General features: G+C 27.3%; 16 protein-coding genes. 13 read left to right on the top strand and 3 right to left on the bottom strand.

Features of this window, described 5'->3' with window-relative positions; translation table 11 throughout:
• Nucleotides 1-226 precede the first annotated feature (226 nt).
• Genes BUB36_RS05500 through BUB36_RS05510 form a run of 3 tightly spaced genes read left to right on the top strand, consistent with a single transcriptional unit; the run spans nucleotide 227 to nucleotide 2,285 of the window.
• Complete coding sequence (locus BUB36_RS05500; protein WP_207550765.1) at nucleotides 227-616, top strand: helix-turn-helix domain-containing protein; 390 nt, start codon at nucleotides 227-229, stop codon at nucleotides 614-616.
• Between the two features lie 9 nt (nucleotides 617-625).
• Nucleotides 626-1,429 carry an ImmA/IrrE family metallo-endopeptidase gene (locus BUB36_RS05505; RefSeq protein WP_073147835.1) on the top strand — a complete coding sequence of 268 codons (804 nt, stop codon included), beginning with the start codon at nucleotides 626-628 and terminating at the stop codon, nucleotides 1,427-1,429.
• Nucleotides 1,416-2,285 carry a hypothetical protein gene (locus tag BUB36_RS05510; RefSeq protein WP_073147837.1) on the top strand — a complete coding sequence of 290 codons (870 nt, stop codon included), beginning with the start codon at nucleotides 1,416-1,418 and terminating at the stop codon, nucleotides 2,283-2,285. Before BUB36_RS05505 ends, BUB36_RS05510 begins: the two co-directional genes overlap by 14 nt.
• Before the next feature lie 50 nt (nucleotides 2,286-2,335).
• Here BUB36_RS05510 and BUB36_RS05515 read toward each other — a convergent pair whose 3' ends face one another.
• Nucleotides 2,336-3,232 (bottom strand): tyrosine-type recombinase/integrase, encoded by an 897-nt coding sequence (locus tag BUB36_RS05515; RefSeq protein WP_073147839.1) that lies wholly within the window; start codon nucleotides 3,230-3,232, stop codon nucleotides 2,336-2,338.
• Between the two features lie 538 nt (nucleotides 3,233-3,770).
• Here BUB36_RS05515 and BUB36_RS19615 point away from each other — a divergent pair.
• The 4 genes from BUB36_RS19615 (at nucleotide 3,771) to BUB36_RS05535 (ending at nucleotide 6,957) form a co-directional block, all read left to right on the top strand.
• Nucleotides 3,771-3,929: a hypothetical protein gene (locus BUB36_RS19615; protein ID WP_165613033.1), complete on the top strand. Its 159-nt coding sequence runs from the start codon at nucleotides 3,771-3,773 to the stop codon at nucleotides 3,927-3,929.
• A gap of 1,502 nt (nucleotides 3,930-5,431) precedes the next feature.
• Nucleotides 5,432-6,148 (top strand): hypothetical protein, encoded by a 717-nt coding sequence (locus tag BUB36_RS05525; protein ID WP_073147841.1) that lies wholly within the window; start codon nucleotides 5,432-5,434, stop codon nucleotides 6,146-6,148.
• Nucleotides 6,149-6,163: 15 nt separating this feature from the next.
• Nucleotides 6,164-6,385: a hypothetical protein gene (locus BUB36_RS05530; protein ID WP_073147843.1), complete on the top strand. Its 222-nt coding sequence runs from the start codon at nucleotides 6,164-6,166 to the stop codon at nucleotides 6,383-6,385.
• Between the two features lie 347 nt (nucleotides 6,386-6,732).
• Entirely contained in the window at nucleotides 6,733-6,957 is a 225-nt protein-coding gene (locus BUB36_RS05535) for a transposase (protein WP_073147845.1), read from the top strand.
• 130 nt (nucleotides 6,958-7,087) lie between these two features.
• On the opposite strand, the gene istB is transcribed toward BUB36_RS05535, so the two are convergent.
• Nucleotides 7,088-7,723, bottom strand: coding sequence for an IS21-like element helper ATPase IstB (gene istB, locus BUB36_RS05540; RefSeq protein WP_084111748.1), 636 nt, complete (start codon nucleotides 7,721-7,723; stop codon nucleotides 7,088-7,090).
• Nucleotides 7,690-7,833, bottom strand: a complete 144-nt coding sequence (locus BUB36_RS05545; RefSeq protein WP_073147847.1) for an HTH domain-containing protein — start codon at nucleotides 7,831-7,833, stop codon at nucleotides 7,690-7,692. The genes istB and BUB36_RS05545 overlap by 34 nt, the downstream gene beginning before the upstream one ends.
• A 299-nt stretch (nucleotides 7,834-8,132) precedes the next feature.
• Between BUB36_RS05545 and BUB36_RS05550 the strand changes: the two genes are divergently transcribed.
• From BUB36_RS05550 to BUB36_RS20350, 6 genes are all read left to right on the top strand, one after another.
• The gene (locus BUB36_RS05550; protein ID WP_073147849.1) at nucleotides 8,133-8,753 is read left to right on the top strand and encodes a tyrosine-type recombinase/integrase; all 621 of its coding nucleotides are present in this window, start codon (nucleotides 8,133-8,135) and stop codon (nucleotides 8,751-8,753) included.
• 109 nt (nucleotides 8,754-8,862) lie between these two features.
• Nucleotides 8,863-9,891, top strand: a complete 1,029-nt coding sequence (locus BUB36_RS05555) for a DNA cytosine methyltransferase (RefSeq protein WP_073147851.1) — start codon at nucleotides 8,863-8,865, stop codon at nucleotides 9,889-9,891.
• Between the two features lie 5 nt (nucleotides 9,892-9,896).
• Complete coding sequence (locus BUB36_RS05560; protein ID WP_073147853.1) at nucleotides 9,897-10,985, top strand: HpaII family restriction endonuclease; 1,089 nt, start codon at nucleotides 9,897-9,899, stop codon at nucleotides 10,983-10,985.
• 213 nt (nucleotides 10,986-11,198) lie between these two features.
• Nucleotides 11,199-11,558 carry a DUF488 domain-containing protein gene (locus BUB36_RS05565; protein ID WP_073147855.1) on the top strand — a complete coding sequence of 120 codons (360 nt, stop codon included), beginning with the start codon at nucleotides 11,199-11,201 and terminating at the stop codon, nucleotides 11,556-11,558.
• 105 nt (nucleotides 11,559-11,663) lie between these two features.
• Entirely contained in the window at nucleotides 11,664-12,044 is a 381-nt protein-coding gene (locus BUB36_RS05570; RefSeq protein ID WP_165613036.1) for a hypothetical protein, read from the top strand.
• Nucleotides 12,045-12,276: 232 nt separating this feature from the next.
• Entirely contained in the window at nucleotides 12,277-12,402 is a 126-nt protein-coding gene (locus BUB36_RS20350) for a hypothetical protein (protein ID WP_278247805.1), read from the top strand.
• Nucleotides 12,403-12,696 lie beyond the last annotated feature (294 nt).

The raw sequence follows: 12,696 nt of genomic DNA on the forward strand, positions 1-12,696 counted from the left end.
ATTATATAGAATGTATATCCTGAATATTGTAAATTTGAAGAGCTAGAATATCTTTATTCTGGCTCTTATTAATATATAAATATTTTGATTATAAGATATTAAGGGATGAAAATAATAATAGATAAAAAAATGTAAAAAAAATTTTTACAAGGTATCATTTTTTACAATTGTGGTATATAATAATAGTAAGAAGATAGATATGTTTCAATGAAAGGAAGTGAAAGTGATGAATATAGTGAAGAAATATAATATGGAGCTGCTTTTTCAGAAGAGAGATAAAGTAGGTGAAAATATACTAAATTTTATTAAAGATAATGGTTATACCAAATCTGGTTTTGCTAAAATTACAAATATTTCAAGACCTACACTGGATAAATTAATTAATGGTGAAATAGACAGTATAACAACTTTTACTACTCATATACAAAAAATTATAGATAGCCAAAATATCAGTGAAATAGACTTATTAGAAGATAAACCTAAATCTGATAATACTCCTATAAATGCATTTTCTGATAATTCTCCTGAAAATCATGAAAGAAAGCCAGAAGCAAAAGAAATGTTTATGATACTGGACGATATAATAAGTCTTTATGAAATGTACTATAATAAGTAGGTGAATAATATGTCAGATATTATAACAAGTAAAAATTTGGATGATGTTATAGAAAGCAATAAAAAAATAAGAGATGATGTTATTCGTTTGGTAAATGAAACTAAGGTCAGATTTAATACTTCAGTAGTAACCAGTGCCGATAGATTTGCATTTAAGATTTTAAAAGAAAATAATTTAATTCAAATGCCTGTTGAAGATAAATATTTTGGTGGAGCAATTATAGTAAAAGGTAATTTAAGAATTCCTATAATAAATACAGCACAACCAAGAGTTTATCAATATTTTGTAGCTTGGCATGAAATATACCATTTGTTTTATGATAATAATATAAAAAATGAAACTCATGAAGTAAAAATAGATATGGAAATAAATGAAAGAATGGCTGATTATTTTGCTGCTAACATGATATTAGGAAATGTATATGATTATTATTATTCTTTAGAAGATGAAAATTTTATTGATAGAATAATAAAATGTATGGATGTTTATAAGGCTCCATATAAAGCTGTTCTTATTCAATTATACGAAGATGCACTTTTAAAATATAATGATAGTAATTTGAGAAAGAGCATATTGAACAATTTTGATAATCAACCAGAAAACTTAATAGGAAAATTTGAAGAATTAGGATTAGATTGTGAATTAGTTAAGCCATCTTTTATTTTTGATACAGGGGATTTAGAAAAGAGGATAGTCAAAAACATAAATGGAAATCCTGAAGTTACTTATCATGAAGATAATTATAAGCACTTTCTAAATATAAAGAGAACTGTAAAGAAGTTAGTGGAGGACTTGTCCTATGATAATAGATAGTATCAGTAATTTGAAAGAATTATTATTAGGCAAGTCTCTTAAAATTTGTATATTAGATAATAATTCTGTAGAGTTTTTGAATATAATAGAAGAATATGTAAGCAGCCAAAACATTTTTAATGGTTATGATTTAATTTTAGTGCCAGAATGGATAAGAGCAGAAATTGAAGATAGTGAGTATAGAAAAGCATATGTAAACAGATTATTAGAAATAGAAGATATTTATTTTTATTATGTTGATGAATTAGAATATTTAGAGCTAATAAATTATAAAGATGCAGATTTGTTTAATTTATTTTTATACTCTTGCGGTAGTGTTAAGCCCCTTGAAAGTTTTATAAAAAGATATATATTGAAAAATAAGCCTATTGAAGAGCTAGATGCTTATGAAACTTGGCTTAATATTTTATATAAAGAGGGTTTCAAAGGCCAAATTCTTTCAAGTGGAAGAGAACGAAAGAAAAATGCAGGAGAAATATCAATATGTGTTCTTTCATTGATTTTAGCATATTTTTATATAGATAGTGTAGAGAATATTACTATATTTACAAATGATAGAGATGCTTATGATTTCAATAAGTATGCAATAAATAAGCTGCATAGTCATAAAGATTATAAAAATATAGAACATAAGCCAATTACATTTAAATCAAATGACTTTTTAATTTATGAATTATTTAATAAAGGATTATTGACCATAGAATCTGAAGAGGACATGAGTAAATTTAGGAACGAAAGATGGATAAATTATGCAAGGAAAAAACATGATAATTCTATAGAAGAAGGGTATAAACTAGTTAAAAATGCAGAGTTTATGGAAATGATAAAAGATAATACGTTATACATAGTTTTTTAATACATAATAAATTAGGTTGGCTCAAAAGCTAACCTAATTTACTATGAAAGTTATTTTGATGCAAATGGTAGTTTCTGCACTTCTGTTCTAAGGTGATTTGTGTTCACGTGAGCATAAACTTGGGAACTATTTAAATCAGAATGACCTAGCAATTTCTGAATACTTAATATAGAAACTCCATTCAAAGCAAGGTGAGAGGCATAAGTGTGCCTAAGGGTATGTATGGTATACCCTTTCTTATCCAATCCCAAATACTTCATATAACGTCTAATAGTTTGAGATAGAGGGGTTGCACTTAAACGATTACCATATTGTGATATAAATACTGCATGATTTGTAATAGGAAGCCTAGTTTGTAAGTATTTCCAAAGTTCAGATAATAGCGGCTCTGTAATAGGTATTATTCGTTGTTTTTTTCCTTTAGCATGTTTAACTGTAATCATTTTTTCACCAAAATCAATATCTTCCCAATCTAAAGCTAAAAGCTCCTGACGGCGCATGCCAGTCATAAGAAACATCATAAGGATAACTTTATTCCTAAGTGCATTTTCTGGTGAAAGTTTTTCAGGCATTTTAAGTAATTGCTCTATTTCGGTTTCAGATAGAAATTTGGGTATTACATCTGGAGCCTTAGGTGCATGAATAGGTAACATAGGATTTTGAGTGAGATATCCTTGTTCTATTAAAAATTTATAGTAAGAAGATAGAGAATGAATTCTACGCCTTATAGTATATGTGGCATAGTTCTTTTCTGTTTTAAGATGGGCAACATATCTACGTAAAATTGCTGTAGTTACAGTATGTAAGCTAGGTTTTATACCTTTGGTTTTCAAAAAAGAAACAAATTGTTTAAAATCAGTATTGTAATTTTTTATGGTATGCTTTGATACATCTTTTTCTCCTTTTAAGTAGTCTAAAAATTCATCATAGTAATAGGTTATATCCATATGTACTCCTCCTTATAAAATGATATCACTAAATTAACTATATATTTTGGGTGGATACAAGCAGTACATAACTAGGTTATAGTACTACTATTTTCAGCCTTGTTTTTGTAACGAGGCTTGAAAGTCAGTAACCACGCCAAATAGTACATATGGTAATTGAAGGGAAGTTACCTCGGCTTATAGATTTGCTCGTTTAAACCTGATAAACACTAGCTTAAAGGCTGGTGTTTTTCTAGTTATAGACTGTTTTTGCAATATCTAGTTTAAACACAAGGGGACGGTTCTTTTGTGTCGTTTAAACAGTATATATGAAAATGAATAGAATAATAAAATTAAAGTTAATTAGGACATATTTAAAGAGAGATTAAGGAATATGGTTTGTATATAAAGTAATAAAGATATAATACTATATTAATGAATAAAGATTATATTAATAAGTAAAGGATAGGATTAGAAAGAATTCTTTTCTTTTTATGATTTTTAGAAGAATAATTGGAATTTAACTCTAACCTAAAAATTAGCTTTTAAGTAATAAATATTGCCATCAATAAAAGAGATATGTAAATATGGATCGGATAGAGATATAAAATTGAATACAGCATTTAAGGATTGGAAGATGGGTAAAATTACAGATACCAAAGCAGTTAAAAAACTTGGGATGGCTTGTGCAACCTTCTATAAGCGGAAGCTGATATAGAAATTACTTGTGTAAATAGATAGATATATAAATATATTGTGAGTACTATTTTCTAAAACAGTAATGGTTTGAGATTTAACGTTTAGATTTAGAAATCCTTTATTCACACAAATTTATTGAGGTAAGATTAAAATTTTTGAGCATTATTCACAACACCAGAGTTGACAAAAAACGAAATTTATGGTACAATATTCCACAAGAGAGGACTAAATTTAAATCGTTGTCTTTTACTATTTCTATACATTTGTTAAACAGCACTTTATTCTACCCTATAATTAACCAAAAACTGCAAATTATCTTATCTTAAGACTCCATGTCAAATTAAATAATCTGACTTAAAGCTATGCAGATTATTTAATCTGATATAGGATATATTATTAGGTAAAATGGTAATAATGAAAATAGAGAAAAGCCTCATGCAAAAGACTTTCCTCTAATAAAAAATAGTAACACCCAATTTAGCTATGATTATAACCAATTTTATACAGAGTATAACTAAATATCACGAATTAGGGAAAGCTAATATATATAATAGATGAGGCACAATTTCTAAAGAATTCAGTTCTGGATGATTTTAGACTAATATTCAATTTTGAAGTGGATTCTAAGGACTATGCTATTCTCATCTTAACAGCACAAATTCCCTTCATAACTCAAATTAGTAGACAGCCCCATGAAGCATTTTGCTAGAATGTGTCTTATTTCTGGTGCTAATCAGAAACTAAAATCTATCGATAGCGAAATAGTTTATCAGGCTCAAACCGAGATAAATATTACTGCTTAAAACATTCTTGGAGATAGATATGTGTCGAAGGGAATTCTTGCTTACTACCCATTTACAGATATTTGGGTACTTTATAGTCAAAACGATACATCTTATGAAATGTGCTATGGATATTAATTATACATAAATCTTCTAGACAATTATCAATCTTGTAAAATAGAAAATCCTATGACTGGTTCATTTAGTTAGACGACTTTAGATTTATTCTCGATAAAGATTATATTTACGATGCTAAGTTCTAAATTAAACTACTTAGCATCGTTTTTTTAGGATACAATAATTTGCATTTTTGATTATTTTCTTAGCAGCAGATTATTTAATCTGACTTTTATTAATCAATTTATATGAAAATTAGGCTAAAATAATTTAACTTTTTGGGGTGGAATAATTTGCTGTGTAACAATTAGAATCGTGGAATAAATATCTTCTGTTGATAAAAGTGATATTTTCTCACGATAATTGTATGCTAAAAAACTGCTATAAAGTAAAAATTAACTATAAGAACCGTTCATTGGTTAAATAAGAACCGTCCCTTTGTGTTACCTTTGTGTTACCCCCCTTGTGTTATTTGAGCAAAACATTGAAAAAAATGTAATTTTTATAAGTATTGACATTTTAATATAATTATTGTATTATACATGTGTTGTTTCCATTTTTTTAAAAATAGGATTTTGATTTAAAAAGGTCAAACTGCATTTAAGTAGGGGGGGGAGAATAGATGATTAAAAGGTTAGTTTTAGTTACTTTTGTATTAGCAACGGTTTTAAGTATGTGTGTTGTTGCTTTAGCTAAAACTGACGATTATGATTTATCTAACACGAAGAAAATCTATATGGTTACAGATGATGGATTAGTTGAAATATCAAAAGAAAAATATATAAAGCAAACTCAAGAAATGGAAAGACAATTCGGAATAGATAGTAGAAGTGATTTTAGTGATAAACAATCAAAGAATTTAAGTGTACAACCTAGAGGTTATGATGGTGGATTAACTGATGATTATTACAAATACAAAGAAGAAAAATCAGGTCAAAAAGCAAGAAGGGATTTAAGAGAAATAATAAGCAATATTCAAAAAAACAATACATCAAACAAAACAGAATTTTCAATTAAAGCTAGTACAACTGTAAGTTATGATGTTAGTACGAATCTATCTTCTGAGGAGCTAGTAGCTGTTAGAGCCAATATGTCTATTGGTTGGAGCAAGTCAAAAAGCTATGAAGAATGGCATAAGCTTACAATAAATCCAGGTGAATATGGTTGGGTTGAATTTGAACCTATTATGGCATATTCAAAAGGAATAGTTAAGAGATTTAGTTGGTTAGGAAAAGAGAAAAGCTCTAAAGATGTAACAATATATACTCCTATAGAAAAGAATGGAGACTGTTGGGGTTACGTACATCTTATGACAGATACAAAAAAACCAACAGAATAGTAATGAGGTGTAATCTTGAATAAAAATAATTTATTTTCACATTTATATATAATAATTGGACTTACATTATTGACAGTTATAATTATTTTTGGACAATATCTATCACTGTATAGATATAAATTTACATCAATAAGAGGGCATACTCCGTGGAGCATATATCCTAAATATGTATGGATTCCACCAATAACATTAATTTTCCTAGGATTTAGGGAGAGATTTTATAGTAAAAACAAATAAAATAATTACCTTTTTTAGCAGAAATTCCTAAAATAAAAAATGAGAAACAACAAAACTCAATAAATGGCTAGATTAGTCAAATTATTAAATGACCAATGAGGGTATCACCAATATATCCAATTTATCTTAACTTGAAAAAGATAAATTGGATATGTTGGTGATACCCTTACTACTAGTGTTTTATTGCTTCATGTAAGGAAAATGAAATGGGTCACATACCATAAGAAATATGTTGAAAGATTTTGGCAAAGGATTAATAGTATCATACAATAAAAATCAAAAAGATGATGAAATGACAAGGGTGACAATGGGACGTTTCGTTTGACACATGAAAAATGGTGATGAAAATGGGAAGAGAAAAAAGGAAAAGGAGTATAACAGGAATATATCATATTATGCTACGAGGGATAGATGGACAGAACATATTCATAGATGATGAAGATAGAGAAAAATTTATGAAAGTTCTATTCAAGGGAAAGGCAAAAGGACAGTTTTTATTATATGGATATTGTTTAATGAATAAACATGTACATTTATTAATTAAAGAGGATGAAGAAATAGGAACTAGTTAAAAAGGATAACCGTAGGTTATGTTCAGTGGCATAATAATAAATATGGAAGAACAGGGCATTTATTTCTGTATTTGTCAAGTGATTTTTCCTCCAAATTATATTTCAAAATTCTCCCACTGAAGGTAAAAAATTAATCTTGTTTCTGAATCCAATCTTTTGTTTCTTTAAGTCTATATGAATTATCATTCATATTTATTACATATGAATTATGTGTAGGTCTATCAATCATTGCAGCTGTAAGTACTGGATTTTTAAAAACTTCACTCCATCTATCAAAAGATAAATTAGATGTAATCATAGTAGATTTTCTTTTTGCTCTCAGAGACAGGTATGTAAATAATAATTCACTTCCTTCCTTATCAAAGGATATATATCCTAATTCATCAGCTATAACTAAGTCATACTTCTCAAATTTTTTCTCAAATGATCTAAGTCTTTTTTCACTTCTACATTCTTTTAATTCGTTTATTAACAATGGAACTGTAGAAAAATATACTTTATAACCCATATTACAAGCATGTATTCCCAAAGCAATAGACAAATGAGTTTTTCTTGTACCAGGGTTGCCTGCTAGAATAACATTTCTGTTTTCTTCTATAAACCTTAGAGTTTTGAGCTCTTTAAGTTTTTTTTGTGCATCTTTAGGTAAATATTCAGTTTTTAAATTTTCTAAGTATTTTTTATACGGAAAATTTATATTCCTAATCCTATTTTTGCGACCATTTTCTTTTCTTATATCGTATGCATCTCTAATTGCTTTATATATTTTCTTACTGTTTTTCTATCAACTCCTAACCTTCTACTAATTTCTCTCTGTGAAATTCCTTCTTTGAAATAACTGATAATTATTTCTGCCTTTTGATTCAAAGTAACCATTCCTGATTCCCCTCTATAGATTGTCTATAGAGAGTATTCTATTTTATAGTGGGGGATTTTTCAATTGTTTTAGTGGTACACTATTAAGTTATCATAAACATTTTCTGAAAAACAATACTCCTAATTCTAAAATTAGTTGGTATAATAATATCAAAAGTTATCATTGTATTCACAGTAATAAATGTGTAAATTCCAACCTTAATACAACTAAACTAGAATAAAATTGGATTATCTATTGAACTGAATAATAACTTTCGATATTATATTCTCATAAGTTATCATTTGTGGAGGTTGATGAAGTGGCTAATTTAAAGAGTGATGGTAAACCAAAACCACAAGAAGTACAACCAGTAAAAAAATCAAAGGATATTAAAAAGATTAGACAGTATCTTAGAGGGAAAAATAATAAGAGGGATTATGCAATATGGGTATGTGGAACAAACTTTTTGTTAAGAGCAACTGATTTGTTAAAATTAAGGTGGAATGATGTCTTAGAAGATGAAAATACTTTTAAAACACATCTAATCATTGGTGAACAAAAAATAGATAAAACTGCTAGAGGAAAAATAAATGATGATGTTAAGGAAGCTCTCAAACTATATAAAAATAATATTAGTGATTTTAATATAGAAAATTATATATTCACTAGTAGAAAAGGTGATAGTCATATTACAGTAAGAAGTTTACATAAAATTATTAAGACTACCCTTAAAGAACTAGGAATAAAAGGCAATTTTGGCACACATACTCTAAGGAAAACTGGTGCTTACAAGATATATGCAGATAATATAAAAGATAACCCTGCTATTATTAGTTATATTCAAAAGATATTAAATCATAGTAGTAAATCAGTAACTCTTAGATATATTGGAATTGAAGCAGAAGAAATAGATGATATTTTCGATAATATTAAGTGGTAAAAATAATCGATAAAAATGATTTTATTGTTAAAACATAGCATAATTAACAATTGGTATCAATTGATAATTATTTCTAACAACTAAAAAATTTCAATAGAGGTGTTTTATTATGACTAGTATAAAATCGGATGTCCCATTCTTATCACCTACCGAAAATTATGATTTTACTTTTATTGACTTATTTGCAGGAATTGGTGGAATAAGGATGGCATTTCAAAATATCGGTGGAAAATGTGTTTTTTCTTCTGAAAAAGATAAGTATTGTAAACAAACATATGAAGCAAATTATGGAGAAGTTCCTCAAGGGGATATTACAAAGATTGAAATAGATGAAATTCCAAGTCATGATATACTTACTGCTGGTTTCCCATGCCAAGCATTCTCAATTGCAGGTAAAAGAGGTGGATTTGAAGATACTAGAGGAACTTTATTCTTTAATGTTGCAGATATTATTAGAAAAAAAAGACCAAAAGCTTTCTTACTTGAAAATGTAAAAGGTTTAGTAAATCATGATAGAGGAAAAACTTTACGAGTAATATTAAACACATTAAGAGAGGATTTAGGATATTATGTACCTAATCCACAAATCTTAAATGCTAAAAACTTTGGAGTACCACAAAATAGAGAAAGAATATATATTGTGGGTTTTAGTGAAGATTTAGGCATAAATGATTTCATTTATCCTACTGGAAAAATGACAACTAAAAGAATTAAGGATATTTTAGAGGAAGAAGAAGTTTCAGTTAAATATTATCTATCCAATACATACTTGGAAACTTTAGAGAAACATAAAAAGCGACATTCTTCTAGAGGGAATGGTTTTGGTTATCAAATTTTAAGTCATGATGATATTGCCAATGCAATTGTTGTTGGTGGTATGGGTAGAGAAAGAAACTTAATTATAGATAAAAGATTAAGTGACTTTACTCCTGTTACTAATATTAAGGGTGAAGTTAATCGTAAATATATTAGGAGAATGACACCAAGAGAATGGGCTAGGTTACAAGGTTTTCCAGAAGAATTTAGGATTGTTGTATCAGATACTCAAGCATATAAGCAGTTTGGAAATTCAGTGGCAATTCCAGCTGTTGAAGCAATATCACAAAAAATGTTAGATAAATTAGGTATAGGGGGATAACGATTATGTGGTATGGGAATAAAGGTGAGTGGTCGGAGGTATATACTTTTCTTAAACTACTATCAGATGGGAGGTTATATGCTGGAGATGAAGATTTAAATAAGATAGAAGAAATATATTACCCTATCATAAAGATTTTAAGAAAAGAAAATGATAAAAATTTTGAGTTTCATAGGAATGGCAATATAAAAGTGGTTAGTGGAGAAACACAAGAGGTCTTACTTGAATTAGAAATAGAAGAATTTTTCCATAAATCTCAAGTTCTATTAGAGAAAATATACGAAAATATAAGAGGCAATTTCTCTGTTCCAGAAGTTGAAGAGTTTATGAAATCGATAAGGTGTACAAAGTTAAAAGCAGACAATAGTGATAAAACTGATATTACAATCGTTGTACATGATATTTTTACTGGATATAAGCCTACATTAGGATTTAGTATTAAGTCAAGACTGGGAAATCCTTCTACTCTATTAAATGCTTCACAAAGCACTAATTTTACTTTTAAATTAACTAAAAAAATATCTAAACAAGAAGTAAATATGATTAATAATATAGATAGAACAGTTGCTAGGTCTTATATAATAAAAAGGATAGAAAAAATTAAAGAACTTGGGTGTGACTTTGAATTTTATGACTTGAAAAGCAAGATATTTAAGAATAATCTTCAACTCATTGATACAGAACTACCAAAAATTATTGGTTATTTACTTATAGAATACTATTCTACTAATTATAATAGAATAAATGAACTAACTGAAAGAGTAAAAAACTCTAATCCATGTAAATATCAAGATATAGGAAATTATCCTTTTTATGAACATAAAATTAAAAACTTTTTAGTTGATGTTGCCTTAGGAATGGTACCTGCTACCCCTTGGAATGGAAATTTTAATGCTTCTGGTGGCTACATTATTGTAAAAGAAGATGGAGATATAGTATGTTATCATATATATAATTATAATAATTTCCAAGAGTATTTATATACTCATACCAAACTAGAAAAAGCGAGTTCTTCAAGACATGGATATGGTGTCATATATGAAGAAAATGGAGAGCAACTTATTGACTTTAATCTTCAAATAAGATTTTTATAAGATATTTAAATATAATAGATTTCGGTGTATTATCCTTATCATGGGGTAATATACCTTTTATATTGGGGAATATTTATAGCAATTCACCTCTTTGTATTTGTTACCAAGTTTTGTGTAAATAAGAAAAATTTGGAGGTATAATTATGATGTAAGTATAAAATTTGTTAATATTTATTTTTAGATAATATTTTCAGTTACAAAGAAGGGATAAGTATGAATATATTATATACGATAGGTCATTCAAATTTAACTACAGAAAATTTTGTTAAATTATTAAGAAAATATGGTGTTAATTGCGTTGTAGATGTTAGAAGTACTCCATATTCAAAATTTACTCCACAGTTCAATGAAATGGAATTGAAGAATTTTTTTAATCAAAATGGTGTTTATTATATAGGTATGGGTAGAGAATTTGGAGCCAGGAGAAATAATAAAAAATTATATACTATGGATGGATATTTAGATAATGAAAGAATGGCTGATTATTTTGCTGCTAACATGATATTAGGAAATGTATATGATTATTATTATTCTTTAGAAGATGAAAATTTTATTGATAGAATAGGTTGTTGAATAACTAAATTTGGAAATTAATAATTCGGCTAATTCTCTACATTATAAAATTAGAATCATTTTTATAAAAAATACTTTTGATAGCCAAAATACAGCATTTTGCTTTTGGTAAAAATAGTTATTCAACAACCTAATAGAATAATAAAATGTATGGATGTTTATAAGGCTCCATATAAAACTGTTCTTATTCAATTATACGAAGATGCACTTTTAAAATATGATGATAGTAATTTGAGAAAGAGCATATTGAACAATTTTGATAATCAACCAGAAAATTTAATAGGAAAATTTGAAGAATTAGGATTAGATTCTGAATTAGTTAAGCCATCTTATATTTTTGATACAGGGGATTTAGAAAAGAGGATAGTCAAAAACATAAAGGGAAATCCTGAAGTTACTTATCATGAAGATAATTATAAGCACTTTCTAAATATAAAAAGAACTGTAAAGAAGTTAGTGGAGGACTTGTCCTATGATAATAGATAGTATCAGTTTAGTTAAAAATACAGAGTTTGCGGAAATGATAAAAGATGATACTTTATACATAGTTTTTAATATATAATAAATTAGGTTGGCTTTTGAGTCAACCTAATTTATTATGAGTAAAAAAATTTAAATAATCTACAAAATTTAACAAAAAATACAGAAACTATATGTTATTATTATTTAGGATATATTTTTTCTGACTACCAAGACTAAAGAAAAGGAGAGTTTAGCAATGAGAAAGATTACGTGTATTGCAATATCAATGATTTTAGTATTTTCTATAGGGAGTTTTGCCTTTGCAGAAATGATAAAAGGTGGAAATGACATATATAAACCTGAATTATTCATAACTCAATGAATTATGATGAAAATTAATGTTAAAAGGTAAAATCTTATATCTGAAGTTCTGGTTTCATTAACAATAGAACCAAAGATTATAATTTTAATAAGATACCAACTCAAAATCTTATGTTGTAACCTAAAAAAGAGCAAACTAATCCCTTGGTTATTGCTTTAAGGTTTTCAAATTTGATTTTATAAATTATGCAAAAGTAATATTATCAATGTTTTTCATAATTATTTGAAATTTGTCTTTATAAGGATAACTACTACTCATTCTAAAAGTAGTCTTTCTTCCAGATTTAATATATCT

The organism is Paramaledivibacter caminithermalis DSM 15212 (assembly GCF_900142245.1).
Taxonomy (GTDB): Bacteria; Bacillota; Clostridia; order Peptostreptococcales; family Caminicellaceae; genus Paramaledivibacter; species Paramaledivibacter caminithermalis.

What these genes read in the sequence shown, in the direction of transcription:
- BUB36_RS05535 (WP_073147845.1), top strand. Translation starts at nt 6,733, where the DNA reads ATGGGAAGAGAAAAAAGGAAAAGGAGTATAACAGGAATATATCATATT.
- BUB36_RS05545 (WP_073147847.1), bottom strand. Translation starts at nt 7,833, where the DNA reads ATGGTTACTTTGAATCAAAAGGCAGAAATAATTATCAGTTATTTCAAA.
- BUB36_RS05505 (WP_073147835.1), top strand. Translation starts at nt 626, where the DNA reads ATGTCAGATATTATAACAAGTAAAAATTTGGATGATGTTATAGAAAGC.
- BUB36_RS05560 (WP_073147853.1), top strand. Translation starts at nt 9,897, where the DNA reads ATGTGGTATGGGAATAAAGGTGAGTGGTCGGAGGTATATACTTTTCTT.
- BUB36_RS05555 (WP_073147851.1), top strand. Translation starts at nt 8,863, where the DNA reads ATGACTAGTATAAAATCGGATGTCCCATTCTTATCACCTACCGAAAAT.
- BUB36_RS05565 (WP_073147855.1), top strand. Translation starts at nt 11,199, where the DNA reads ATGAATATATTATATACGATAGGTCATTCAAATTTAACTACAGAAAAT.
- BUB36_RS05500 (WP_207550765.1), top strand. Translation starts at nt 227, where the DNA reads ATGAATATAGTGAAGAAATATAATATGGAGCTGCTTTTTCAGAAGAGA.
- BUB36_RS05515 (WP_073147839.1), bottom strand. Translation starts at nt 3,232, where the DNA reads ATGGATATAACCTATTACTATGATGAATTTTTAGACTACTTAAAAGGA.
- BUB36_RS05525 (WP_073147841.1), top strand. Translation starts at nt 5,432, where the DNA reads ATGATTAAAAGGTTAGTTTTAGTTACTTTTGTATTAGCAACGGTTTTA.
- BUB36_RS05510 (WP_073147837.1), top strand. Translation starts at nt 1,416, where the DNA reads ATGATAATAGATAGTATCAGTAATTTGAAAGAATTATTATTAGGCAAG.
- BUB36_RS20350 (WP_278247805.1), top strand. Translation starts at nt 12,277, where the DNA reads ATGAGAAAGATTACGTGTATTGCAATATCAATGATTTTAGTATTTTCT.